General features: G+C 55.4%; 22 protein-coding genes. 2 read left to right on the top strand and 20 right to left on the bottom strand.

The features are described from left to right. Positions 1–63: 63 nt before the first annotated feature. The 4 genes from lepA to gpr form a co-directional block, all read right to left on the bottom strand. The gene (lepA, locus tag AC58P5_RS07395) at positions 64–1,881 is read right to left on the bottom strand and encodes a translation elongation factor 4 (RefSeq protein ID WP_497385481.1); all 1,818 of its coding nucleotides are present in this window, start codon (positions 1,879–1,881) and stop codon (positions 64–66) included. 91 nt (positions 1,882–1,972) lie between these two features. Then, positions 1,973–2,497 (bottom strand): hypothetical protein, encoded by a 525-nt coding sequence (locus AC58P5_RS07400; protein ID WP_497385482.1) that lies wholly within the window; start codon positions 2,495–2,497, stop codon positions 1,973–1,975. Positions 2,498–2,579: 82 nt separating this feature from the next. Further along, positions 2,580–3,791 (bottom strand): stage II sporulation protein P, encoded by a 1,212-nt coding sequence (gene spoIIP / locus AC58P5_RS07405; protein ID WP_497385483.1) that lies wholly within the window; start codon positions 3,789–3,791, stop codon positions 2,580–2,582. A gap of 203 nt (positions 3,792–3,994) precedes the next feature. Then, positions 3,995–4,996 (bottom strand): GPR endopeptidase, encoded by a 1,002-nt coding sequence (gene gpr / locus AC58P5_RS07410; protein ID WP_497385485.1) that lies wholly within the window; start codon positions 4,994–4,996, stop codon positions 3,995–3,997. 203 nt (positions 4,997–5,199) lie between these two features. Here gpr and rpsT point away from each other — a divergent pair, with 203 nt between their 5' ends. Further along, positions 5,200–5,472 (top strand): 30S ribosomal protein S20, encoded by a 273-nt coding sequence (gene rpsT / locus AC58P5_RS07415; RefSeq protein WP_497385486.1) that lies wholly within the window; start codon positions 5,200–5,202, stop codon positions 5,470–5,472. A 288-nt stretch (positions 5,473–5,760) separates the two neighbouring features. Here rpsT and holA read toward each other — a convergent pair whose 3' ends face one another. From holA to AC58P5_RS07450, 7 genes are all read right to left on the bottom strand, one after another. Continuing rightward, positions 5,761–6,780: a DNA polymerase III subunit delta gene (gene holA, locus AC58P5_RS07420; protein ID WP_497385487.1), complete on the bottom strand. Its 1,020-nt coding sequence runs from the start codon at positions 6,778–6,780 to the stop codon at positions 5,761–5,763. A 328-nt stretch (positions 6,781–7,108) separates the two neighbouring features. Next, entirely contained in the window at positions 7,109–8,308 is a 1,200-nt protein-coding gene (locus AC58P5_RS07425; RefSeq protein WP_497385488.1) for an anti-sigma factor family protein, read from the bottom strand. After that, positions 8,305–8,838, bottom strand: a complete 534-nt coding sequence (locus AC58P5_RS07430) for an RNA polymerase sigma factor (RefSeq protein WP_254634720.1) — start codon at positions 8,836–8,838, stop codon at positions 8,305–8,307. The genes AC58P5_RS07425 and AC58P5_RS07430 overlap by 4 nt, the downstream gene beginning before the upstream one ends. Positions 8,839–9,414: 576 nt before the next feature. Continuing rightward, positions 9,415–12,243 (bottom strand): DNA internalization-related competence protein ComEC/Rec2, encoded by a 2,829-nt coding sequence (locus AC58P5_RS07435; protein ID WP_497385489.1) that lies wholly within the window; start codon positions 12,241–12,243, stop codon positions 9,415–9,417. Between the two features lie 446 nt (positions 12,244–12,689). Then, entirely contained in the window at positions 12,690–13,202 is a 513-nt protein-coding gene (locus AC58P5_RS07440) for a deoxycytidylate deaminase (RefSeq protein WP_497385490.1), read from the bottom strand. An 8-nt stretch (positions 13,203–13,210) separates the two neighbouring features. Beyond that, entirely contained in the window at positions 13,211–14,503 is a 1,293-nt protein-coding gene (locus AC58P5_RS07445; protein ID WP_497385491.1) for a homocysteine synthase, read from the bottom strand. A 140-nt stretch (positions 14,504–14,643) separates the two neighbouring features. Continuing rightward, a complete protein-coding gene (locus AC58P5_RS07450) occupies positions 14,644–15,300 on the bottom strand; it encodes a ComEA family DNA-binding protein (protein ID WP_497385492.1) in 657 nt (218 codons plus the stop codon). Positions 15,301–15,542: 242 nt separating this feature from the next. Here AC58P5_RS07450 and comER point away from each other — a divergent pair, with 242 nt between their 5' ends. After that, a complete protein-coding gene (gene comER, locus AC58P5_RS07455; protein WP_497385493.1) occupies positions 15,543–16,373 on the top strand; it encodes a late competence protein ComER in 831 nt (276 codons plus the stop codon). A gap of 311 nt (positions 16,374–16,684) precedes the next feature. On the opposite strand, the gene leuS is transcribed toward comER, so the two are convergent. The 9 genes from leuS to aroE all read right to left on the bottom strand — a co-directional run bounded on the left by leuS (position 16,685) and on the right by aroE (position 24,167). Continuing rightward, positions 16,685–19,132 (bottom strand): leucine--tRNA ligase, encoded by a 2,448-nt coding sequence (gene leuS, locus AC58P5_RS07460; RefSeq protein WP_497385495.1) that lies wholly within the window; start codon positions 19,130–19,132, stop codon positions 16,685–16,687. 156 nt (positions 19,133–19,288) lie between these two features. Continuing rightward, a complete protein-coding gene (locus AC58P5_RS07465) occupies positions 19,289–19,420 on the bottom strand; it encodes a hypothetical protein (protein WP_405082383.1) in 132 nt (43 codons plus the stop codon). 137 nt (positions 19,421–19,557) lie between these two features. Then, the gene (locus tag AC58P5_RS07470) at positions 19,558–20,346 is read right to left on the bottom strand and encodes a class I SAM-dependent DNA methyltransferase (protein WP_497385496.1); all 789 of its coding nucleotides are present in this window, start codon (positions 20,344–20,346) and stop codon (positions 19,558–19,560) included. Position 20,347: 1 nt separating this feature from the next. Beyond that, a complete protein-coding gene (locus tag AC58P5_RS07475) occupies positions 20,348–21,232 on the bottom strand; it encodes a CvfB family protein (protein ID WP_497385498.1) in 885 nt (294 codons plus the stop codon). Further along, positions 21,229–21,576 carry a ribosome silencing factor gene (gene rsfS / locus AC58P5_RS07480; RefSeq protein ID WP_103993497.1) on the bottom strand — a complete coding sequence of 116 codons (348 nt, stop codon included), beginning with the start codon at positions 21,574–21,576 and terminating at the stop codon, positions 21,229–21,231. The genes AC58P5_RS07475 and rsfS overlap by 4 nt, the downstream gene beginning before the upstream one ends. Before the next feature lie 138 nt (positions 21,577–21,714). Then, positions 21,715–22,281: a bis(5'-nucleosyl)-tetraphosphatase (symmetrical) YqeK gene (gene yqeK, locus AC58P5_RS07485; protein ID WP_497385499.1), complete on the bottom strand. Its 567-nt coding sequence runs from the start codon at positions 22,279–22,281 to the stop codon at positions 21,715–21,717. Then, the gene (nadD, locus tag AC58P5_RS07490) at positions 22,271–22,858 is read right to left on the bottom strand and encodes a nicotinate-nucleotide adenylyltransferase (protein ID WP_497385501.1); all 588 of its coding nucleotides are present in this window, start codon (positions 22,856–22,858) and stop codon (positions 22,271–22,273) included. The genes yqeK and nadD overlap by 11 nt, the downstream gene beginning before the upstream one ends. Before the next feature lie 128 nt (positions 22,859–22,986). Further along, positions 22,987–23,283, bottom strand: a complete 297-nt coding sequence (gene yhbY, locus AC58P5_RS07495; protein ID WP_016423489.1) for a ribosome assembly RNA-binding protein YhbY — start codon at positions 23,281–23,283, stop codon at positions 22,987–22,989. Positions 23,284–23,297: 14 nt separating this feature from the next. Beyond that, a complete protein-coding gene (aroE, locus tag AC58P5_RS07500; protein ID WP_497385502.1) occupies positions 23,298–24,167 on the bottom strand; it encodes a shikimate dehydrogenase in 870 nt (289 codons plus the stop codon). Positions 24,168–24,245: the final 78 nt, after the last annotated feature.

Below are 24,245 nucleotides of genomic sequence, written 5' to 3' on the forward strand. Positions count from 1 at the left end.
GAAAAGATCGAAGGCAATAAAAATAGGAGCTCGGCGGCTCCTATTTTCGGTCATACATGGTGATTAGTTGTCGTCGATACGGAGTACCGCCATGAAAGCTTCCTGCGGCACTTCCACGCTGCCGACCTGCTTCATCCGCTTCTTGCCTTCCTTCTGCTTCTCCAGCAGTTTCCGTTTCCGCGAGATGTCGCCGCCGTAACATTTGGCCAGAACGTTCTTCCGCATCGCCTTGACGGTTTCGCGCGAAATGATTTTCTGTCCGATTGCGGCTTGAATCGGCACTTCGAACATTTGCCGCGGGATAAGCTCTTTGAGCTTTTCGCAAATAATGCGGCCCCGGTTGTAGGCACCGTCCCGGTGAACGATGAAAGACAAGGCATCCACCTGCTCGCCGTTCAGCATAATGTCCATTTTGACCAGGTTGGATTTCTTGTACCCGGAAATTTCATAATCGAACGAGGCGTAACCCTTCGTCCGCGATTTCAGAAGATCGAAGAAGTCATACACGATTTCCGCAAGCGGAATGTCGTAAGACAGCGTTACCCGGTTCGTATCCAGGTACTCCATGTTGATGAACTCGCCGCGCTTGCCTTGGCACAGTTCCATGATCGCGCCGACAAAGTCGTTCGGCACGATAACCGACGCCTTCACGTAAGGCTCCTCAACGAATTCGATCCGCTGCGGATCCGGATAGTTCGACGGGTTGTCGATTTCCATGATCTCGTCGTTCGTCATCGTGATGCGGTAAACAACGCTTGGCGCCGTCGTAATAAGCGGAATGTTAAATTCGCGCTCGATGCGTTCCTGGATGATCTCCATATGGAGAAGGCCCAGGAATCCGCAGCGGAAACCGAAGCCGAGCGCGGAGGACGTCTCCGGCTCGTAAGTGAGTGACGCGTCGTTAAGCTCCAGCTTCTCGAGCGCTTCGCGCAGATCGTTGTAATCCGATGTTTCGATCGGGTACAGCCCGCAGAATACCATCGGATTGATTTTGCGGTAGCCGGGCAGCGGTTCCACCGCCGGTTTAACGGCGTTCGTGACCGTATCCCCGACGCGGGTATCGCCGACGTTCTTGATCCCGGCCACGATAAAGCCGACATCGCCGACGTTCAGCTCGTCTACGATAGACATACGCGGCTTGAAGGCGCCGACTTCGATCACGTCGAAGACTTTGCCTGTCGCCATGAACTTGATTTTCGTGCCGGCCTTGATAGCGCCGTCCACGACACGCACGTACACGATAACGCCTTTGTACGGGTCGTAGTGGGAATCGAAGATGAGCGCTTTGAGCGGCTCGTCCGGATCGCCCTGAGGTGCGGGTACCTTCTGGCACACCTGTTCCAGAATTTCCTTGATGCCGATACCGGCTTTGGCCGATGCCAGAACCGCTTCGCTCGCATCCAGTCCGATCACGTCTTCCACTTCCTGCTTGACGCGTTCCGGATCGGCACTCGGCAGGTCGATCTTGTTGATGACCGGGAGAATCTCCAGATTGTTGTCCAGGGCCAGATATACGTTGGCCAGCGTCTGGGCTTCAATCCCCTGGGCCGCGTCCACAACGAGCAGCGCGCCTTCGCAGGCCGCCATACTCCGCGAAACTTCATACGTAAAGTCGACGTGTCCGGGAGTGTCGATCAGGTTCAGGATATATTCCTGACCGTCATCGGCCTTGTAGTTCAGGCGTACCGCCTGAAGCTTGATGGTGATACCGCGTTCCCGCTCAAGGTCCATCTGGTCGAGCACCTGCTCCTGCATTTCACGGGACGAAAGAGCCCCTGTGAATTCAAGGATGCGGTCCGCGAGCGTAGATTTACCGTGATCAATATGTGCGATAATCGAAAAGTTTCGAATTTGCTTTTGTCTTTGCCGAATGTCAGTCATGCCTAACCCCCACACAGTTACATACAGTACCTTTTATTATATCAGTCCGGCGGGGCTGCGGCAATGCTAAACCGTTATGGGGTGTTTTGCCTTATTTGACGACCCACTCGAACATTGAAACCACGCCGTCCATCCCGCTTTGAGCGGTGATTTGCAGCAAATCTCCCAGCTTGTTGCCGAGGTGGTTTACCGATCCCGCCTCTAGCGGATCTCCCGTCCCGAGCGGACGGGGCGTCGGCTTCGGCTTCGGCTTCGGCGGCGACGGCGTTACCGCAGGCCGGTCGGTGCCTTCCGCCGTCCGGGCGGAGCCGGTGTTGCCGGCCGCCGCATCCGGGCCTGACGCCGGGCTCGGCGCAGCAGCCCCCTGTCCCGGTGCCCCGCTTGGAGCCGCAGGCTGCTGCCCGCCGCTCCTGCCGCCTCCCGTCCGGATGGACGTCTCCTCCGGCAGGGTACCGGGAGCAGCGGGACTTCTCCCGCTTGTTTGCGCCGTCCCCCCGGAGCCGCCTGCCGGACCCTCGATACGGTTCATGCCGCGCGAGGCCAGGTCTACTCCGAACATTGTGCAGAAGCAAAGGATAATTCCGTATACGAACAGCTTCCAGTACCAGCGCGGCATGATGATCCCTCCGGTTCGTTATTTGAATTTTTGCTTGATTTGATGTCCGTCCGCTGCGCTTCCAGCCTTACCGGTACGCGGTTTACGACTTTTGGCCTTCCGCAGGCGCCGTTACTTTCTCCGCATCCAGAATCACTTCCGACACCGCTTTTGCCAGCAGATCCACCGTCCGGTAGCATTCCTCCAAAGAGTTGTAAGGGCCGCCCACTTCAATCAGCACGCTGTTCGGCGAGAAGTTCTGATTGTAGACGCCGTTTACTTCGTGGCCTGTCTTCGCGTGAATGCCTTTGGAAACGCCGGGCGCCTTCGCTTCCAGCGCATCGTGGATTTTCCCAGCGAAAGCTTCGTTTTCTTTCCACTTGGGATTGTCCCCTCCCAGGATAAAGTACACCTGAGCATAATCTTTGCCGTTCAGCGTAACCGTCGTGCGTTTGCGCTCCTGGGAATCGCGGTGGATGTCGAAGAAAAACTTCAGGTCCGGGTGTGCGTTCGCGGCGGTTTCCAGCGTCTGGAGTGAATATTTATAGGAGTAGGCATATTTGAAATCTTTAACCATATTCGGGTATATGGCATCGGAATGGACAGCCCCAACCCCTTCTTTTTCCAATGCTTCCGCCAGTTTCTTGCCGATCATCGTCACGTTCGTTTTGGCGTCGTAGGCTTTATCCGGATCGGTAACGCCTTTGAGCTCGGGGAGGAACGATTCGTTGCTGTGAGACTGATAAATGAAGGCGATGTTCCGGCCCGGTCCTTTGGGCTTCTGGTCCGCCGGTGCCTGGCTTGGCGCGGGAGCAGGGACGGGGGTTGTTTCCGGAGCTTTGCCGCCGGTTGTCCCGTTTACCGCTCCTTCCGCGGGTGTGTATTCGACCGGACCGCTTGCATCGCCGTCTTTGCCCGCTCGCAGCACCGTGCTCTTGTCCGCTTTCAGGCCGGGCACCTCCTGGGCAATGAGGCTTTTCGGATCGCCGGGGTTCACATCGGTCAAAAACCGGACGGCGAAGCTCATCATATTTTGCTGGGAAAACGTGAACTTTCGGTAATCCTTCCTCAAATGAGGGACTTCCAAACCCAGCATGTCGATAAAAAATTGGTTGGAAATCGAAGCGGCCAGCCCCTTCATGGATGAAACCGGAGATGTGGACAGCCTCGATTGCAGAATGCTTCCGACTCCGAGCAGAATAAACAGGCAGAGAGTAAACAAACTGAGCGATATCGTTGTCTTTCCGATGGCTCCGGCGCTCTGGAACGTTTGGCGGATTTTGCTAAAATTGAAGGTGACGGCATTCCTTTTCATGGGGGTTCCTCCTAGCGAATGGGCTTGAACATGTCCGGATTTAGGCGCCTCGCGCCTCGCGGCGGCGAATCTATCTACTCCCAATCTATGAACTTCGCCCTTTCGCTAGAACTCTCTCTCCGAAAATAAATCCGCCGGCCGCACGCGCAAAAAAACCGGTTCCCTGAGGAACCGGCCTGCAGCCTCGCTGTGCTCTTCGTTTGTTAATGCGTATAGGCGGCCACGTTAGCCGAATCTACCGCCTCATGGAGAGCCGCATTCAGCCCCGAAGCGATGATATTCGCGATATCTTCGATAAATTCGTCAATTTCCTTCGGGGTGACGAGAAGATCGTGCCCGAGCGGATTCAGCACCTCGCGGACAAGCGACAACCGCTCCTGTTCCGGAAGATCGTCCAGCATACCGAGAATCTCATGCGTGTTGGACGTCTGAGTGCGGAAATGGTGCTGCATCATGTCGATGCACGAATTTACAATCGTGGATGCGTACACGACCGTCGGCACACCGATTGCGATAACCGGCACGCCCAGTGTCTCCAGGGTCAGGCCGCGGCGTTTGTTGCCGATACCCGAACCGGGATTGATGCCCGTATCGGCGATCTGAATCGTCGTATTCACCCTCTCCAGCGCGCGCGAAGCAAGAGCATCCACGGCGATCACGAGATCCGGTCTCGACTTCTCGACAATACCCTCGACGATTTCGCTGCTCTCAATGCCTGTCGTGCCCAGTACGCCCGGAGCCACCGCGCTGACGGGACGGTAGCCGGGACTCACCTGGCCCGGCATCAATTCGAAATAGTGCCGTGTCACGAGGATATTTTCGACCACAAGCGGACCGAGCGCATCGGGCGTCACATTCCAGTTGCCGAGTCCGACGATGAGCACCTTGGAATCTTTGCCGATTCCCGCTTTCTGCAAATACTGCTCGAACACCTGGGCGAACTTTGTAGCTACGCGGTCCTGGAGCTGCGTATCTTTTTTTCTCAAATCAGGCACTTCGATCGTCATATATTGCCCCGGCATCTTGCCGATGGCCTGTGCCCCTTCATCGTTCAACACCCGAATCTGAGTAATGCGCATGCCGTTATCTTCCCATATATCCGAGACCACTCCCGGTATTTCGGGGCTTTTCCTTGCTTCGGACGCCAGTTCTCTCGCCTCGAGCGCAAGATCGGTCCGGACCGTATACGCGCTAAGATCCGCCATTAAGATCTCCTCCTGTCCATTCTGCATGACCCTAGTTTGCGGACACCGACCCTAATTTATACCGATGAACGTTCTTGGAAAGCGGGTACGGAAAGCTTCCCGTCAGCTATTGATTTTTAAAATTCAGCGTGGTAGAATACTTAGAGTTGTCAACAATCATGGAAAACGTTCGATTGTGTACCTGAAGTAGGAGGTGAATGTCAATGCCAAACATCAAATCCGCGATCAAAAGAGTGAAAGTAAGTGAAAAACGTCGCCTGCGCAATGCTTCCGAGAAGTCCGCTCTTCGTACAGCTGTTAAAGCTTTCGAAACAACGGTTGCCAGCAATAACGTAGATTCCGCTAAAGAAGCTCTGATCAACGCTACCAAAAAATTGGACAAAGCAGCTTCTAAAGGATTAATCCATAAAAATGCAGCTAGCCGCAAGAAGTCCCGTTTAGCGAAGAAGCTCAACGCCGTTTCTGCACAAGGCTAATAAGCAGGACCTACACATAGGTGATAAGAAAGACCGGAGCCCCAGGCTCCGGTCTTTTTTTGTACACATATCGAGGCTGGCCGTCCGCAAAGGATCGGCGTAATACTTCGCTGGTCAGCCGTGAAAGGATCGGCCTCGCCTTGCCGGTCCGGCCGTACAAAAGGAACGGCCGGAACGACCGGACCGGGGGCAGCGGCTCCCAGATTTAGCCCCCGCCGGGCAGAAAGCCCGTCCAAGTCCCTTCTTCGAGCGGGAAGCTCCGCTTCAGGCCGGTTTCCCGGCAGGGCTTTAAGCCGCCAGGCCGAGAAGAAAAAGCTCAAGGCCGAGCACTTTGTCGATGCCGCCGCTCTTCATTTTAAAATCGAGATCGGCCAACTGCGACACGATCCGGCTCAGCTTTTCGATATCGTAAGCCCGGGCTTGTCCCTCCGCCACCTTGACGGCATAAGGATGCAGGCCGAGCTGCCCTGCGATTTGCTGGTGCGAATAGCTCTGCTTGGAGAGCTCCTTCACCTGAAGCATGATCCGGAATTGGCGGGCCATCAGCATGACGATCTTAATCGGCTCTTCTTTCTGCTTAAGGAGCTCCTCCAGAAGCGCGAACGCCCGATCCAGCCGCAGCTGGACAACCTGTTCGATCAGAATGAACACATTCTGCTCCGTGCTGCGAACCACGAGAGAATCGATCAGCTCGGGGGTCGCTGTCCCTCCACGCCCGACGTTGAGGGATATCTTCTCTATCTCCGCGGCCAGCGACTGAAGATGCCCGCCTGTGTACAGGACGAGCTGGTCCACGACTCCGTCCGCAAGCTCGAAAGATTCCCGCTTCGCCTGCCGGCGTACCCAGGCTTGCAGCTCTTCGGCCGTCAGCGGAAGGCAGGGCACGAACGCATTTTTTTCTTTGAGCTGCTTCACCAGCTTTTTCCTCTCGTCGAGCTTGTCCGCGGAAACCGTAAAGACAAGGATGGTAAAATCGACGGGAGCCGCTAAATACTCGGTTAAACGGTCCAGGTGGTGATCGATTTTCCCGCTGTCCCTGCTGCCTGTGAGAAACTGGGCATTCCCGGCTATAATCAATTTACGGGGCACCATAAAAGGCAGCGTCTCGGCGTCTGCAATGACGTTCTGCACCGGCACCTCATTCAAATCGTATTTGCTTACCGCAAAATCCAGATGTTCGGGTTCGATCATTTTATCGGTAAGTTTACGGATAAACTGCTCGATCAAATAAGACTCGCTTCCGTAGCTGACATAAACCGGAGCGTATCGTTCGTCCTCTATGCTTTTTAAGGCTTGTTTGTAATCCATTCGTTCGTTCCCCTCTGTATACATCCCTGCTCCCATCTTACCAATGACAAAGGGATTACGTCAAAACGGAATCCCACCGTCTTGCCGTAATCCCTTTGCCCGAGCAGAAAGAGAATACGCTGCCACCGCACGTTACCCATGCGAACAGCATCTATTTAAACACCGGAGAAGAGCTCTAGAAACTCTTGACCGAGTGACAGTAAACCCGCGTTTTCTCCTGTCGTTCTCCTCAGCTTTGCGATGCGATAACTTCTTTTTTACCGATTGTTAATACAGCATACGCGCTACCCCGCCAAATGTGCGTGTCAGACACAAAAAGAAGCATGCCTTATTTGGCACGCTCCTGCTTCGTTTTCAAGGAGACGACATACTCCTGCTTCGTGCTGCCGCTGTTTACTTCGTAGACGAATTCGTCGTTGCCGTTCCAGCCGACAAGCCGCAGCGTATCGGTTTCTTTCCACTGCTTGGCGGATACGTAAACGGAACTGCCGTCCGTTTTGACGATCGTAAGCTTGCGCTCTTCGATCTTCGCGTTCAGCTTACCGTCGGGAGACGTTCCTCCGGTGCCTTCGGCAGTGAACGTGTCGCGGGTATCTTTCTTGTCCGGATCGGTCGTGGCGATCTTACCGCCCGTCTGTCCGTCTCCCGATTCCGAAGTACCGCCAGTCGTATCGCCCGAGCCTGCGGATATTCCGCGGTCCGTAGGGGGATTACCGGTACCGCCGGAGCCTTTGCCTTCGTTCGAAGAAGCATCGGGCTGTTTATCCGGCTGCGGAGTAGAAGCCGTTCCTGGTTGTTCCTTGTGAGAACTTGGCTCTTTCGGAGACTCCGAATCCGATTTCTGCTGTCCTGCACCGCTTCCCTTGCCTGTATCTCCGGTCGATGCGGAACGGTCCGTCTGATTCCCTTCGCCGTTTGAATCCGTCTGCGACTTGCCGGCGCTTTTGGAATCTCCCGGTGACTGGGGCGCAGGCGGCTCTGTCGGCGTGCCGCCGCCTTGCTTGCCTGACCCGCTCGCATCCGCTACGGGTGTCGGCTGCACCGATTTTGCCACCGTATCTGCGTTTTCCGTCTTCGCTCCGGTCAAAGCCGAAAACATGCCTGCCGGACCCGATTGAGCCGGACGTTCCATGTTAAACGCGAAAAATCCGAGTACAAAGCCGGCGGCCACAACGCCGCTGACTGTTTTCCAGGAAACATGCGCAGCGATGCGGCGCGTCCAAGGAAGCTGTTCCGGGGAACGCGGGGAACGGCCGACTGCGCGAGACAGACCTGCAGCTTCTTCGCGATGGTTGGATTTTTCTCCATCCAGCCGCTCAAGCTGCGGAAGAATCGAATCGACAATACTGAATGGCGGCATGATTTTCGGAAGGTTTTCCAATTCCTCGGAAAGCATGCGCAGCCGCTGCAGCATGGTGCTGCATTCCGAACATTGCTGAACATGCTGGTTGAGACGCTGCCGCTCCAGATCGTTCAAATCTCCGTCGAGATCTCTCTGCATCAGCTCTTTCACCTCTTTGCAATTCATCCCCGAACACCTCCTTTCTGATATTCATGAAGTAACCCTTGAAGCTGCTGTCTCGCCCGAAAAAGATAGGATTTAACCGTGTTCAGCGGAAGCCCCAGGCAATCCGCAATCTCGTGATAGGAGAAATCCTGCAAATACCGCAAAACAACGACCGATCGGTGGTGCTCGGGCAGTTTCTCGATAGCCTCTTGAATATCCTGCGCCAAGTAACCGATCATCACTTCGTCCTCAACGTCCTTGGGGGTGGTGAACGTAAGTTCGTGTTCTTCAATGGATACGGTCGGCTTCGTCTTGCGGAATTTGTCGATGCAGATATTGGTCACAATGCGCTGAACCCATGTTTTAAAGAGAGCTTTCTCTTCGTAAGATTGGATTTTCGTATAAATACGAATAAGCGCTTCTTGTGAGGCATCGAGGGCATCCTGCTCATTACCCAGCAGGTAATAAGCCGTGCGGTAGACATGGGTTTCAATTTGTCTTAATAAGGTAACTAGCGCTTCCCGGTCACCCGATTGTGCCGCTTTTACCATTTCGGGCGCTACCACAAGAATCCCCCTCTCTTGCAACTATACAGACGCATCTATGTTCACGAATGTTGCAACTTATCATCAAATTTAGGACTTTCATTCTATAAGAATAGCAAAAAAATTTCCGCAGGTACACTTTTGCCGGAGATAATTAACAAAACGGGGAAAGTACGCGTAATAAGCGAACAATTCCCAACTCCCGGATGAATCTTCCGCATCAAAAAACTCCGTCCCTTAACAATAGCACAAGATTGTTGCTAAAATGTTTCTTCCGGCTGAAAATAACCTTAAATCGGCTCCCGTCCGCAAAAAAAATTCCAATGCCCGCGAATCCGGGGGCATGTGGTGTTCCATTCGTACCGCGGAAAGCTCTCTGCGCGCAGTGCGGCAACGCATAACGGCTTTTCAGCCATACGCTAAGGGTGACGGCCAGATCCCCGTCATGCAAAGTATCATGTGCACCCTGCATGTGGTTAACCATCGCATGCGACGCCAAGCATCCGCGTGGAGCCTCGCACAGTACGGAAAATCCCAAACGCACACGGCAGTGCGCCTCATCTCCTGTTTCCGGCAGGAGGATTAACTTTCCCGCGGAACCAAAGGCTTGCCGGACAATACCGAACGGACATATATCTTCCCGTTTTTTACTAGCAGTTGGATCTCGCCCAGTAAATCCGTCCGGAGTACCCGGATATCATTTCTTTCCAGTCTTGCGACAACGTCCGGCGAAGGATGCCTGTACATATTTTTAACCCCTGCGGAAATAAGCGCGTTCCGGGGCTTCCAGTAGCCGAGCCAGTCGCTGCCGGTTGACGTTTTGCTGCCGTGGTGGGCCACTTTGAGAACATCGATCCCCGGGGTCGGCGGGATATCGTTTTCCGTGCCGTCCGGTTCTTTCGTGCCGCTGTCAGACTGCGGAGGTTTCGTTCCGTACGTTTCTTTCACGGATTTCCGCGACTGCAAAAGTTCCATGACGCGGCGCTCCGCTTTTACATCCATATCCCCGGTAAAAAGCCATCTTGTCCCTTCCATTTCCAGCAGAAAAACGACGGAAACACCGTTTTGCTCGTTTTCCAGAACAATGGAGTCTCCGGTGGAACCGGTAATATCCTGTGCAGCCGCCTGTACAGGGTCGGCTCCGGCTTTTCCTCCGGTCTGCTGACCGGGAAGTACATTCTCCCCGTGTCCGGGCGAGTCATGGGACGAATCCGTCCCCTCCCGAAGCTGCCCGTTTTCCAGCAGCGGGGCAAGAAAGTCGAGCCGTGTCCGGTTGTCCATCCGGAGTGTTTTCCCATAAGCGGCGGAAATAAGCGGGATTTTCTTATCGACAACGGTACGGAACAGCTTCTCTACTTGCGGACCGGACTTGTAGGTGCCGTTGAAAATGAACGTCTCCACCGGAATATCCTCCAGGACAGCCTGGAGTCCCCCGCTGTGGTCGGCATCTTCATGGGTCAGGATAACGGCATCGAGTTTGTGGACACCTCTTTTTTTCAGAAGGGGAACCAGCGTTTTCCTGCCTACCTCGTATGGGTCCCTGCGCAGCTTCCATTCCTCTCCGGGCTTGCGGAAAGACACGGTCCCTCCTCCGTCTACCAGGATATATTTATGCGCTGGAGTCCGTATGAGAATACTGTCTCCCTGTCCCACGTCGATCATATCCACATAAGCCTCCGAGCTCCAGCGGTCCGGCGTATAGCCGTAGTAAAGGAGACCAAGCCAGCAAAAACCAAGCGCGATTACAGCGGTAGGAGATTTACCGTGCCGGTTGAACATCCTTTGCCCGAGAGCCGGTACATCCAGCCGCGGCCTGTCCTCCCCTTCTTGAACACGGCGGCTCCGCACCAGACGTTCGAGGAGCGCGCAAATGCCGGCAAGAAGAAGGTAGTAAGCCGCTATCCAAATAATCGAAGGGGACGGCCAGATCGTACGGAATCCCTCCCACTGATCCAGCCACTCTACAATGCGGAAAACAACCCCCGTCCCGATTTCGGTTACCCAGGCCCCCAAACGGCCCAGCGGAACATACAACAGTCCAAGAAATGTCGCAATTAAACCCGCCGGGAAAATGAGCAGGCTGAAGACCGGCACGAGCGCCGCGTTAGCCAGCCAGGAAAGCAGCGAGAATTGATTGAAATAATAGATGGAGACGGGAAACGAAACAAGCTGGGACACAAGGGTAATGGCAGCGGTATTGCGGAGTACGCCGTTCTTAAAGGGCAAAAGAGCGGTAACGCGGGGAACGCCGACAATCAATCCGAGCGTCACCAGAAAAGAAAGCTGAAAGCTGACGTCCAGCAAATAATAGGGGTTCCATAGGAGAAGCCCCAGCCCGACTAGACAGGCAATTTGCAAAATATCTTTGATCCGGTTTTTACGGACGGCCAGCAGGCCGATCATCGTCATAAGACCCGCCCGGACAATGGACGGGGAAGCTCCCGTCAGGAGGATATACAGAGGCAGCAGAAAGACGGCAACCAGCAGATACGTTTCTTTGGGCAGCCCGAGCCTTTTCAGCATCCAGATCAGAACGCCCAGAAAAACGGCCACATTCAGCCCGGAAATCGCTAAAATATGAGTCAGCCCGAGATTGGAAAATTGGCCGTAGCGGTCGGGGTCCATATCATCGGTTAATCCGATGAGCATGCCTTTCATGAAGCCCGCCTGCCCGGGCGTGAAAATCCGGTCGATGCGGCTTCCCAGATAGCCGCGGAGGGCATCCGTCGTCCGCAGGAGGCGGTCGGCCGCCTGCCGCGGACTCGTGAAAACGGCGGATAAGGACGCCGGCGGACCGTGCTGCACCTGCTGGGCGCCCTTAACGACCAGCAGCCAGTGTTTGCCCTGCTGGCGCAAATAGCGGCGGTAGTCGAATCCGCCGAAATTCCGCGCGGCAGCGGGCTCCTGCAGCTCGCCCCGCATGGCGAGCCGGTCTCCCCGCCGCCAGGATGCGGCGGCGGTCTGCTCCGCCGGACTCAGCAGGCGCAGGGACACCTGCACCCGCTCCTCCGGCGGAGCCCCTGCGGCAGCGACCGTACCGCTGCCGCTCTCCCCGAGCTGCGAGACGCGCAGCTCGAAGGAGGCTCTGTCGCCGTCGACGGCGACAGGAGAGGCCAGCGTGCCCGCCACGCTCACCTGGCTGCCGTGGGAGGCAGCCGCGGCTGCGGCGGGCAGAGCGGTGCTGTTACGCCGGTCCGTATCGGCGTAATAGCAGCAGGCTGCGGCAGCGACGAGCACCGCAGCGATCCACCGGCGCTTCGGCAGACGAAGCGCCATGACACCCGCGGCCGCGGCGGCGAAAGCTGCGCCGCTCCAGACGGTCATCCACGGTTTGGAGGTGTAGATGGCCGCCGCATAGCCGATAACCCACAAAACCGACAAACCTACTAGGTCATTACGGTTTAAACGCATTCTCATATCCTCCTTGTATTTTGTTGTCAGACATACTCGTTCGGACTAAATACGAAAAACGTGTTGTGTCCGTCGATTGGACCAGCTGCCGACTTCGCCGGTTGCGGAAACTCCGGACAGCCGCCGGAAAAGACAGACAATCGAGGGACTCCCCCCTCTATCCTTGGCCATTAAAAACCGCCTCAACGGAGAAAAGGCAATTTCTCCACGCACAACCGTGTGACCGCTTCTTGATGTCCGCACAACCTTACACACCGCGCGCAGCTCCCAGTGCGCGGTGTGGCGTTGCATGCCGCTAGTCACCCACATGCCGCCGGACAACAAGAAGAACCTCCGCTGCTCTTCTGGAGCAGCGGAGGTTCTTCCTCACGCTATTTGTGGTCCGTTCAGTGAAACGGCTTGCCGGGATTCTATCCAGCAGACAACGAGCCGTTCGCCGAACTCATTCAGTTGACAATCCGGTGGTCCGTTCCCTCGGGCGACTCGTATCCCTGTATTTGGCGGAAAGCGATTCCCCTCGCAGCCATCAAGGCATTCACCTTGTCGCTGTCCTTGGGATAAGGCCGGTGAAATACGATCTCGCGCACCCCGCTGTTGGCCAGCATATTCGAGCACGTCCAGCACGGCTGGTCCGTCACGTAGACGCTGGAGCCCTCGCGGTCTTCGCGGTCGGTGAACAAAAGCAGGTTCTGCTCCGCATGAATCGTGCGGATACAGCGCTGCTTGCGGATCATTTCTTCCTTACCTTCTACAACGTGCAGCTCATACTCCTCGACAAGCATGCATCCTTCTTCGGAGCAGTCGGGGACTCCCATCGGGGCTCCGTTGTACGCTGTGCCGAGAAGCTTTTTGCCCTGCACGAGTACCGCCCCGACATGCCGGCGGCTGCATTGCGAGCGCGTTGAAGCCATGTATGCGATATCCATGAAGTAAGTATCCCAGTCTTTGCGCCCCGTCATGGCAGCACCTACTGCTGGCTGGCCTGGATGGCCTGCTCCAGGTCATGCAAAATATCGTCGATCGCTTCCGTACCGATGGACAGACGGATCATGCCCGGCGTTACCCCCGCACTCAGCTGTTCTTCCTCGCTTAGCTGCTGATGGGTCGTGCTTGCCGGATGAATGATCAGAGATTTGGAATCGCCCACGTTGGCAAGATGAGAGAACAGCTTAACCTGTTCGATCACTTTGCGGCCGGCTTCCAAGCCGCCTTTAATGCCGAAGGTAAGGATCGCACCCTGGCCCTTAGGCAAATATTTTTGCGCCAGTTTGTACGAGCTGTGGCTCTCCAGACCGGCGTAGCTGACCCAATCGACCGCTTCATGGGCTTCAAGAAAACGCGCCACCGCAAGCGCATTCGAACTGTGGCGTTCCATGCGGAGGTGGAGCGTCTCCAGGCCCTGTAGAAGCAGGAAGGAGTTAAACGGTGAAATGGAGGCTCCCATATCGCGGAGAAGCTGGACGCGCGCCTTGATGATGTAGGCGATCGGTCCTACCGCGTCGGCGTAAACGACGCCATGGTAGCTCGGGTCCGGTTCCGTCAGCCCCGGGAACTTGCCGCTGGCTTTCCAGTCGAACTTGCCTCCGTCTACGATCACGCCGCCGATGGAAGTGCCGTGTCCGCCGATAAACTTCGTCGCGGAATGTACGACAATGTCGGCACCGTGCTCAATGGGGCGAAGCAGGTAAGGCGTCGGAAACGTATTGTCAACGATCAGCGGTAGGCCGTTCTCATGCGCAATGGCGGCAACGGCTTCCACATCGAGCAGGTCTCCGCGCGGATTGCCCACCGTTTCGGCATACAAGGCTTTAGTTTTGTCCGTAATCGCTTTGCGGAAATTTTCCGGATCCGAAGGATCGACGAATTTCACCTGGATTCCGAGTTTCGCCAGCGTGGTCGAGAACAAATTATAGGTTCCCCCGTACAAGCTGGACGCGGATACGATCTCATCGCCGGCTCCTGCGATGTTGAGGATCGAGTATGTAATGGCTGCCTGACCGGATGCGGTCGCGAGAGCTCCCGCTCCCCCTTCAAGCGCGGCTATCCGCTGCTCGAAAACATCGCTCGTCGGATTCATGATGCGGGTATAAATGTTGCCGAATTCCTTCAGAGCGAACAGATCGGCGGCATGATCCGCGTCACGGAACCCGTAAGAGGTCGTCTGATAAATAGGCACCGCTCGGGAAAATGTAGTCGGATCGATTTGCTGGCCGGCGTGGACGGCCAAAGTTTCTAAAGAATAAGGACGTTGTTCGGACATGGTTCTTTCCTCCTTTATCGCGTTGATTGGGCCTATTTTCTCATATTTCCTCGTAAAATGAAAGAAAGTTTAGTAGATTTTCTCAATTCCGACATTTACGGTTTTCTTTTTGTCCTGCATGCTCCGCTTCCAAACTCCCGTCAGGGGCTAATTTGCAGGTAAGGCTTCATCTTCGCGAGCATTTTTTCGCCGATTCCCTTTACATCCAGCAGTTGTTCGGCACGTTTGAACTTACCGTGCTGTTGCCGGTAAGCAAGGATCGCTTTCCCTTTGCTTTCACCGATTCCGGGGAGTTCCATCAATTGCTGCAGACCGGCTGTATTAATATCGATTTTGGGGCCGGACGGGCTTTTCTTGTCTCCTGCAGACCCGTTTGGACCGCCTCCCGCACTTGTTTCCGGAGCCGGTCCATTCCCTCCGCCAACTGCCCCCCGCTGATCCGCCTGCGCAGGTTTGTCATCGGCAGCCGCCTCTTTCCGAGCTGAAGCCGGCGCCTGCTCCAGGCCGCCTACAGTAGCGCCTACCGAGGATTCTCCCGTCCCCGCTTGCTTACTCCCGGCGTCAGTTCCTTCCTTCGCCTCTGCCTTCGAAGGCGGCGGCGATGGCTTCTCCGAAGGCGATACCGGCTTGGTTCCTTCTATCGTTTGCGCCATGGAAGCGTTCAACGCCGTAAAACCTTGCGGTACGGTGCCTCGCGGGCTGACCAGGAGCCAAATTCCCAATCCTGCCGCGATTACGGCAGCAGAGCCCGCAAAAATGCCCCGGCTTTTCCAACTCTGAAAATTCCAGTTCAACATGAAACACTCCTCTGATTTTTTTGAATAAACTTTTTTACATCACAGGAAACCGGCATAATTGTGTGAAAATGTTCATACCGTTAAGAAAACGTTCCTGATTTTTGGGTCCTTGCGTAAAGATGTTAAACTTGTCGGCGCCCGCTTCTGTTATGGGTCGGGTGTAATGAATCCGTTCCGGTATACGGCACCGGTCCTATTGCCGGAAGGAGACCTGTCCGACTATTTCATGAGGAGGGTTGTCGATGAAAGCGGGATTTATCGGTACAGGCAGCATGGGAAGTATTCTGATCGAAGCGCTCATCCATTCGGGAGCGCTCAATCCTGAGCAAATCTGCGCCGCAAACCGCACTCCCGGCAAAGTACATCGGTTGGCGGAAACCTACGCCGGACTAACCGCCGCCTCCAGCAATGCGGAAGCCGCAGCGGGCCGTGATGTCGTTTTTTTATGCGTGAAGCCCCTTGATTATAAGAGAGTCATTGACGAAATCCGGCTGGTTCTGGAGCCGGCCCAAATCGTCGTATCCATTACGAGCCCGGTCCTGCTCAAGCATCTGGAAGACCAGCTTCCCTGCAAAGTGACGAAGATTATACCGAGCATCACCAACTACGTTCTCAGCGGATCTACCCTGTGTATTCACGGGGAGCGTATGTATCCCGAGGATAAGGAATGGATTGAAAATCTTCTGACTCATATTTCCACACCTGTCAGAGTCTCCGAAGCATATACCCGGATCAGTTCCGATTTATCGAGCTGCGCGCCGGCGTTCCTGGCCTTTTTTCTCCAAAAGTATATCGAAGCCGCAGTGGCGGAGACGGGAATATCTCCCGAAGAAGCAACCATACTCGCTTCGGAAATGACGCTAGGCACAGGCAAGCTCTTGACGACGGGCGGTTTCGATCCGGTCTCGCTTCAAAAAAGGGTACGGGTTCCGGGAGGTATAACGGCGGAGGGATTGCGGTTGATGGAGCAGGATCTGGACGGGATGTTTAACCGGTTAATCGGGATCACGCATGCGAAATACGAAGAAGATCTGGAAAAAGTGGAAGTGGTATTTACGACAAAAAAACAATAACAAGTGGAAGAAAGTGGTAAAATAAAGAGGGGACGCACAGTAGGATTTTCGGATAGTCAGATAGAAAAGTTTGTAGAAAAAGGGAGCTTTAGCGGATCGGGGTTAATGGACTGATGCGGAATGGTTGTAGAGAACAACAGGTGAGTAAGCACGAACTATAATCGGTTTTCCGGGGCCGTTCGACGGCGGAGACCGCTTTTCTGAAAAAAGAAAGGCGGCTCCGCCGTTTCGGGCTGTCCGGAGAGCACCCGGCAGATCCAATTTCCCGCAAGGAGAGCGGACCTGCCGGGTATCCCTATATACCAGGGTGTTTATCCGACTACAATGTTGACGAGCTTGCCTTTCACGGCAATGATTTTGCGGACGGTTTTGCCGGCGCTCAGCTCTTTTACTTTATCCAGGCCAAGCGCAAGCTCCTGCATGCCCGCCTCGTCAAGATCTTTGGCGACTTTTACGCGATCGGCGATTTTGCCGTTCACTTGAACGACAATCTCCACCTCGTCGTCCACCGTCCAGGCCTCTTCGTAAACCGGCCACGCTTCATACGTGATGGAGCCGGTTCCGCCGAGCTTTTGCCACAGTTCTTCGGCAATATGCGGAGCGAGCGGAGAAAGCAATTGGACAAAATGCTTCACGGCTGTTTTCGGGAGAGCTTCTGTCTTATAAGCTTCATTGACAAAAATCATCAACTGGCTGATAGCGGTATTGAAACGGAGAGCTTCGAAATCTTCCGTTATTTTCTTCACCGTACGGTGCCACGTGCGTTTGAACGTGTCTCCGCCGGCATTCTCGTCGTCGGAAATTTTACTGCTCAATGCTCCGTTCTCGTCCACGAACAGACGCCATACGCGGTTAAGGAAGCGGTAAGAGCCTTCCACGCCGTTGGTGTTCCAAGGCTTCGTCGCTTCAAGCGGCCCCATGAACATTTCGTACATGCGCAGGGTATCGGCACCGAATTCATTGACGATATCGTCGGGATTCACCACATTACCGCGGGATTTGGACATTTTCTCCATGTTCTCGCCGAGAATCATCCCTTGGTTGACGAGCTTGTGGAACGGCTCTTTCGTTTCGACCACTCCGAGATCGTAAAGCACTTTGTGCCAGAAGCGCGCATAGAGCAGATGAAGAACCGCGTGCTCCGCTCCGCCGATATAGAGATCGACCGGCAGCCATTCCTTCTGCTTCTCGGGAGAGCAGATTTCATCGTTATTGCGGGGATCGATAAAGCGCAGGTAATACCAGCAGCTTCCCGCCCATTGCGGCATCGTATTCGTCTCGCGGCGGGCTTTCATGCCCGTTTCGGGATCGACCGTGTTTACCCAGTCTTCCACATTGGCAAGCGGAGATTCGCCGGTTCCGGAAGGCTTGATGTGCTCGACCTGCGGAAGCAGAAGCGGAAGCTGGTCTTCCGGCACGGTTTTCATCGTTCCGTCTTCGAGATGGAGGATCGGAATCGGTTCGCCCCAGTAGCGCTGACGGCTGAACAGCCAGTCGCGCAGGCGGTACGTTACTTTCCCCTTGCCCTTGCCGTTCTCTTCCAGCCAGGCGATCATGGACGCGATAGCCTCTTCCTTGCCCATTCCGTCGATAAAGCCCGAATTCACATGCGGCCCTTCTCCGTCATAAGCGGCTTCCTGCACGCTGCCGCCCTGTACGACTTCGATGATCGGCAGGTCGTACTGCTTGGCGAACTCCCAGTCCCGTTCGTCGTGTCCCGGTACAGCCATGATGGCGCCTGTACCGTAACCGGCCAGCACGTAGTCCGCGATCCAGATCGGCAGCTTGGCGCCGTTCACGGGGTTAACGGCATAAGCGCCGGTAAATACGCCGGACTTTTCCTTGGCCAGGTCCGTACGCTCCAGGTCGCTTTTGCGTGCGGCTTTCTCCTGGTACGCTTTCACGTCGGCATTCTGCCCGGACGCCGTAATTTTGGCAACCAGCTCATGCTCCGGCGCCAGAACACAGTAGGTCGCTCCGAAAAGCGTATCCGGACGGGTCGTAAAGACCGTCAGGCTGTCTCCTTCATGTCCGTCGATAGCGAAAGTTACTTCCGCTCCTTTGGATTTGCCGATCCAGTTGCGCTGCATATCCTTGATGCTTTCGGACCAGTCCAGCTCCTCGAGATCTTCCAGAAGGCGTTCGGCATACTCGGTAATCCGCAGCACCCATTGGCGCATAGGCTTCCGGATGACGGGATGGTTTCCGCGTTCGCTTTTGCCGTCGATCACTTCCTCGTTGGCCAAAACGGTTCCGAGCGCGGGACACCAGTTCACGGGAACTTCGTCCACGTAAGCGAGGCCCTTTTTGTACAGTTGGATAAAAATCCATTGGGTCCACTTGTAATACTCGGGATCCGTCGTGGAAATTTCACGCTCCCAATCGTACGAGAAACCCAGCGATTTGATCTGGCGGCGGAAATTTTCGATATTCTGCTTCGTAAACTCGCGCGGATCGTTGCCCGTGTCGAGCGCGTACTGCTCGGCCGGCAGACCGAAGGCGTCCCAGCCCATCGGATGGAGCACGTTAAAGCCGCGCATGCGCTTAAAGCGGGAAACGATATCGGTAGCCGTATACCCTTCAGGATGGCCTACGTGGAGACCTGCGCCGGACGGATACGGGAACATATCCAGTGCGTAAAATTTCGGTTTACCCGCTTCGTCCGATGTCCGGAAGGTCTGGTTATCGTCCCAGTATTTCTGCCATTTAGGCTCGATTACCTGAGGGTTGTAGCCCTGCTGTTCTTTTTCATGTGCCATGTGTGTAGGTCCTCCTGACGTTATCATCGCAACCAAAAAACCTCCCGTCTCTAGCTCTTACGGCTAGGGACGAGAGGTTATATATTCCCCGTGGTACCACCCTAGTTAACAAGCGGCATGCTTTGCCGGTTGTTCACTCAAGTCCCTTAACGCGGGCTAGACGGTCCGGTTACTGGGCAGTACATCTTCGCTTCCGTCCGGCTTCCTGCCGGATGACAGGCACAGCTGCAAGGAAACGGCCGTACTGCGGTTCGCCTTCCGGCTCGGAGGTGAGTTCGCCTTCATCATGTACCGGCTTCCACCGACCGCCGGTTCTCTGGATACATGCGTGCAAAGGGATGATCCTCGTCATAGCTGGTGCGATTACACAAATTTGTAATGATTATAGGCAATTTTGAAGCTCTTTGTCAAGTAAACCGCTGTTTTTAGACCAGAGGCTTGCGGGCCGCATAAAAAAGTCTGCGTGAATCCGGCGAAGGCTCCGTTTCCCAGTCGAAATCGGCGGAAATCCGGATGTCCGCGAACCCCGCCGCCTCCAGTCTTTCCTTCATCCAGCGAGGGTCATACGCACGCTGTCTGTGAGTCTCTTCGATGCGCCGGAAAAGCGGTTCCCCGCCGCGTGCGGACGAAGCGTCCTCACGGACGAAAATCGTGAGCGCGTGCTCGATTTCCGTGCGTTCCTCGTCGAGCTCGCAGGTCCACAGGTACGCCACATCCTCTTCGTCGAAGACAAAAGGCTGCAGGGAAGCGTACTCCTCGAACTGGGCCGGGCTGTGGACATCGAACAGCAGGACGCCGCCGCCTCTCAGCCCCCGGTACGCCTGCTCCAGAGCTTCAATTATCTCCTCTTCCTCGAGGAGATAATTGAAGCAGTCGCAGAAGGAGATGACAGTGTCCGCCTGCTCGGGCAGCTCCCAGTCGCGCATGTCCTGCTGCAGCCAAAGGATGTCCGGCTTCGCTCCGCTCGCGGCCTCTTCTTCGGCTTTGTGCCGGGCGACGGCCAGCATATCGTCGGACAAGTCGATTCCGACGACTTTGCAGCCGAGCTTCGCGAGCGGCACGGCAATGTTACCCGTGCCGCAGCCGAGATCGACAACGGTTTCCGGACGGAGGCCGTAAGCCTCCCAAGCCTGCCGGGCATAGGAAATCCACGCCTCGTACGGCATGTCTTCCATCAGCCGGTCGTACGTATAAGCAAAATCACGGTACGACATGTCAGTTCTCCTCTTGCTTGAGATACGTCCAGTTTTCCTCCTGGTAAACCAGGCCTTCCTTCATTAGCTTGCCGAGCGCACGTTTGAAGGCGGACTTGCTGATGCCGAATTTGGATTTGATCAAATCCGCCTCAGTCTGGTCCGAATAAGGCATGGCGCCTCCCGGACGTTCGCGCAGAACTGCCAGAACCTTCTCGGCGTCTTCATCCCGTCCTTTTTCCTTCGGCTGCCGCATCGACAAATTCACGCGTCCGTCTTCACGGATATACGTAACGCGAACGTTGACTTCCTCGCCGACTCTGAGCAGGCGGGAGCGCTCCGTAGAGGGAATGAGTCCGATGACGCCGAAGCCGACGACTCCGCCGTCGCAGACGACGAACGTTCCCATTTGCAGCGGTTTGTACACGCGCGCGTCCAGCCACTGGTTTCTCCACGCCTGCGGGGCCGGAAAACATTTTTCTGCGAGAACGTCTTCTCCCGCAAGCCGGGCAACCAGTCTTCCCTGGCGGTCGTGGTCCATCGTCACGAAGACTTTGTCCCCCACTTGAGGGCGAAGTTCGTCAAGCTCCGGCATTTCCTTGAACGGCAGAAGAAGATTCCGCCCGATTCCCATTTCCAGAAAGGCCCCGAAGCGCGGATGAAGATCCACAACCTCAAGCAGAGCCAGCTCTCCCAGAAGCAGCATCGGCCGGTTCATCGTGGCGGCCATGCGGTCTTCCGAATCATAATAAATGAAAACTTCGGCCTGCTGGCCGGCTTTCAGTTTCCGGTTACTTTCCGCGTACGGGAGCAGTACTTCCCGTTCTCCGTCGGTTACGAAATAACCGTACGGCGATACTTCTCTCGTTACGTCAAGCGTTACGAGAGTTCCCGCTTCCAGACTCATACGCGTTCCACAACCCTTGCGTCCGACCAGAGACGCTCGATATTGTAATATTCCCGGTCGTCCCTGTGGAACACGTGGACAACGACATCCCCCAGATCCACAAGTATCCAGCGTGCGGTATTGTAGCCTTCAATACCACGTACGGTGACGCCGTGCTCGTCCGCTTTTTTGCGGATTTCCGTAGCGATGGCCTGCACCTGCGTCTCCGAGTTCCCGTTGCAAATCACGAAATAATCGGCCACCAGGGAAATTTCCTGAAGGTCCAGAGCCACCACGTTAATGGCTTTCTTGTCTTCCGCCGCATCCACAACCAGACGCATCAATTGTTCCGGATTTACTTTCATCCCATCATCCTCCTTCTTGCTGGACGGTTTTTGAAACCGATCACCAGCATGTACACTCTCTATTAAATTCCGTTCGGTATCATTTTGTTCGTGAATTCCGTTAATCAATCAAATGCCAAATGAACTTGTCACCCAGTATTACACGTCTAATTCGAGGATTAAACGGTTGCGCGTCAGCACGGTGAGCGGGTAAATGCGTCTGCCCTTCTGGAGAAGGAACGAAAGCGTAGAGTCAAAACCGGCCAGCAGAGCCCGTTCCAGACTCGTCTCCGCAAGCTCGCGGATCTTATCCACGCCGGGAAAATCCCTTCCGGGCTCCATATAATCGGCCAGACAGACGACTTTCTCCAGAACGGACATGTTCTCCCTGCCGGAAGTATGGTAACGGATCGCATTCAGCACATCTTCGTCCTTCACGCCGAACCGGGCAGAAGCGATCCAAGCCCCGGCATGAGCATGCCACATCTCTTTGTCGAAGGACAAGACGTCCGTCTGAAACCCGCTTTCGCGAATCGCATCGGCCTGCTTCTCTACGGGCCAGTATTTGCACACATCGTGCAAAATCGCGGCCGTGTCCGCTTTCTCCTCATCCGCGCCGAAACGCCGGGCCAGGATAACGGCCGTTTCCATGACACCGAGAGTATGCCTCCACCTTTTTTCGGGCATTTCCTCTTTTACAGTCTTCATCATCTCTTCACGATTCATACAAGCCCATCCCTTCGATATAATCGTGTACAGAAGCCGTGACGAGATAGCGGACGGAACGGCCTTCCCGCCTCCGGGTACGGATATCCGTGGAGGAAATGTCCAGAAGCGGCATCGGAGCCAGGCGGACACCCTGCCGGATGAAAGCCGGCAGCGCATCCGGTCGAAGCTCGAAGCCGGGCCTTTGAAGACCGATGAAGCCGATCATCTTCATGATCTCTCCGATTTCACGCCATTTAGGAAGATACTCGACCATATCGGCTCCGATAATGTAGTGAAATTCGTGCTCCGGGTACCGGGCTTTCAGCTCCCGGATCGTATCGACAGAGTACGAAACCCCGCCTTTCCGGAGTTCATGATCGAACGGACGGAAAGCGGGATTGTCCGACACGGCGCGGCATACCATCTCCCAGCGCTGCTCGGCCGAAGCCTTGGGGGCATTCGGTTTATGCGGCGGGACATTGGCGGGCATAAACCACACCTCGTCCAGCCCGCAGGCGGTCCGGGCGCATTCTCCCGCAACCAGGTGGCCCGTATGCACCGGATCGAAGGTCCCGCCCATGATTCCTATCCGCATGTAGCCACCTCCTCCCGCGTCCGCCGTTATTTTCCGCCAGTCCGGTGCCGTAAGCCGCAGCTGTACGTAAACCTCATAAAAGCCGGCGGCCGGTCCGGTATTTTTACCGATTCAGCATCCGTCCCGTTTTAGGACTTCGGCAGCTCGATCTGTTTGTTATCGCGCGACTCTTTATAAAGGACGATCGTACGTCCGATGACCTGAACCAGCTCGGCGCCTGCGCCTTCCGCCAGTTCTCTGGCAACTTCCTTGCAGTCCGCCTCATAGTTATTGAGTACCGAGATTTTCATCAATTCCCGAACCTCGATCGCTTCCACGATATGCTGGATCAAATGCTCGTTCACTCCGCCTTTGCCTACTTGAAAGACCGGGGTCAAATGGTGCGCCAGTGAGCGCAAATGTCTTTTTTGTTTTCCTGTTAGCATAACTTCTGATTCCCTCAATTCCCGATAAATGATTGCTCTACGGCCTGCCGCATCGCCGCTGCAGGCGCAGGGACGCCGGTCCAGTATTCGAACGCGTAGGCCCCCTGATAAATAAACATGCCGAGTCCGCCGTGAGTAACGGCGCCTCTCGCTTTAGCTTCTTTCAAAAAACGGGTTTCCAGCGGGTTGTAAACGAGATCGCTGACAATCGTACCTTCCCGGAGCCGGTGACCGTCCAGATCCAAAGGCAACTCTTCGATATTCGGGTACATGCCCGACGAAGTCGAGTTGATGATCAGATCCGCATCGCTGATAATGTTTCCTAATTCGTGAAGCCCCATGCCGATAGCGCTTGTTTCGGCGCGGACGGTTGAAGCGAGTTCCTGAGCTTTCTCCGCCGTCCGGTTGGCGATGGCGATAAACGAAGGCCCTTCCTTCGCCAAGGCATATGAAATCCCCCGGGCCGCTCCGCCCGCTCCGATCAGCAGCACTTTTTTGCCGCGGAGATCCATGCCCGTTTCTTCTTTAAGCGAACGGACATACCCGATCCCGTCCGTGTTGTAGCCGATCAGTTTACCGCTGCGGTTAACGACGGTGTTCACGGCGCCAAGGGCCTGCGCATCGGCGTCGATCTCATCGAGATACTTCATCACGTTGACTTTATGCGGAATCGTCACGTTGACTCCGCCGAAACCGAGCGCGCGGATACCGGCGACAGCCTCCTCCAGCTGCCCCGGCAGCACGTGAAATGCGCCATAAGCCCCGTTAATCCCCGCTTCGCCGAAGGCCCGGTTCATCATAATCGGAGAGCGGGAGTGCCGCACCGGATCCCCGAATACTCCGTACAGAATCGTACTGCTGTCCAAAGACGGCTTGTTCCCCATGGTCGGTCTCTCCCCCGTGCATTCTTTATGTGCCGAACCTGCCTGCCAAAACGCAAACGCCTGGCGTACCAGGACCTG

Source organism: Paenibacillus sp. JT31N7, from assembly GCF_059692095.1.

What these genes read in the sequence shown, in the direction of transcription:
- lepA (WP_497385481.1), bottom strand. Translation starts at nt 1,881, where the DNA reads ATGACTGACATTCGGCAAAGACAAAAGCAAATTCGAAACTTTTCGATT.
- AC58P5_RS07400 (WP_497385482.1), bottom strand. Translation starts at nt 2,497, where the DNA reads ATGCCGCGCTGGTACTGGAAGCTGTTCGTATACGGAATTATCCTTTGC.
- spoIIP (WP_497385483.1), bottom strand. Translation starts at nt 3,791, where the DNA reads ATGAAAAGGAATGCCGTCACCTTCAATTTTAGCAAAATCCGCCAAACG.
- gpr (WP_497385485.1), bottom strand. Translation starts at nt 4,996, where the DNA reads ATGGCGGATCTTAGCGCGTATACGGTCCGGACCGATCTTGCGCTCGAG.
- rpsT (WP_497385486.1), top strand. Translation starts at nt 5,200, where the DNA reads ATGCCAAACATCAAATCCGCGATCAAAAGAGTGAAAGTAAGTGAAAAA.
- holA (WP_497385487.1), bottom strand. Translation starts at nt 6,780, where the DNA reads ATGGATTACAAACAAGCCTTAAAAAGCATAGAGGACGAACGATACGCT.
- AC58P5_RS07425 (WP_497385488.1), bottom strand. Translation starts at nt 8,308, where the DNA reads ATGAATTGCAAAGAGGTGAAAGAGCTGATGCAGAGAGATCTCGACGGA.
- AC58P5_RS07430 (WP_254634720.1), bottom strand. Translation starts at nt 8,838, where the DNA reads ATGGTAAAAGCGGCACAATCGGGTGACCGGGAAGCGCTAGTTACCTTA.
- AC58P5_RS07435 (WP_497385489.1), bottom strand. Translation starts at nt 12,243, where the DNA reads ATGCGTTTAAACCGTAATGACCTAGTAGGTTTGTCGGTTTTGTGGGTT.
- AC58P5_RS07440 (WP_497385490.1), bottom strand. Translation starts at nt 13,202, where the DNA reads ATGACGGGGCGCAAAGACTGGGATACTTACTTCATGGATATCGCATAC.
- AC58P5_RS07445 (WP_497385491.1), bottom strand. Translation starts at nt 14,503, where the DNA reads ATGTCCGAACAACGTCCTTATTCTTTAGAAACTTTGGCCGTCCACGCC.
- AC58P5_RS07450 (WP_497385492.1), bottom strand. Translation starts at nt 15,300, where the DNA reads ATGTTGAACTGGAATTTTCAGAGTTGGAAAAGCCGGGGCATTTTTGCG.
- comER (WP_497385493.1), top strand. Translation starts at nt 15,543, where the DNA reads ATGAAAGCGGGATTTATCGGTACAGGCAGCATGGGAAGTATTCTGATC.
- leuS (WP_497385495.1), bottom strand. Translation starts at nt 19,132, where the DNA reads ATGGCACATGAAAAAGAACAGCAGGGCTACAACCCTCAGGTAATCGAG.
- AC58P5_RS07465 (WP_405082383.1), bottom strand. Translation starts at nt 19,420, where the DNA reads ATGATGAAGGCGAACTCACCTCCGAGCCGGAAGGCGAACCGCAGTACG.
- AC58P5_RS07470 (WP_497385496.1), bottom strand. Translation starts at nt 20,346, where the DNA reads ATGTCGTACCGTGATTTTGCTTATACGTACGACCGGCTGATGGAAGAC.
- AC58P5_RS07475 (WP_497385498.1), bottom strand. Translation starts at nt 21,232, where the DNA reads ATGAGTCTGGAAGCGGGAACTCTCGTAACGCTTGACGTAACGAGAGAA.
- rsfS (WP_103993497.1), bottom strand. Translation starts at nt 21,576, where the DNA reads ATGAAAGTAAATCCGGAACAATTGATGCGTCTGGTTGTGGATGCGGCG.
- yqeK (WP_497385499.1), bottom strand. Translation starts at nt 22,281, where the DNA reads ATGAATCGTGAAGAGATGATGAAGACTGTAAAAGAGGAAATGCCCGAA.
- nadD (WP_497385501.1), bottom strand. Translation starts at nt 22,858, where the DNA reads ATGCGGATAGGAATCATGGGCGGGACCTTCGATCCGGTGCATACGGGC.
- yhbY (WP_016423489.1), bottom strand. Translation starts at nt 23,283, where the DNA reads ATGCTAACAGGAAAACAAAAAAGACATTTGCGCTCACTGGCGCACCAT.
- aroE (WP_497385502.1), bottom strand. Translation starts at nt 24,167, where the DNA reads ATGGGGAACAAGCCGTCTTTGGACAGCAGTACGATTCTGTACGGAGTA.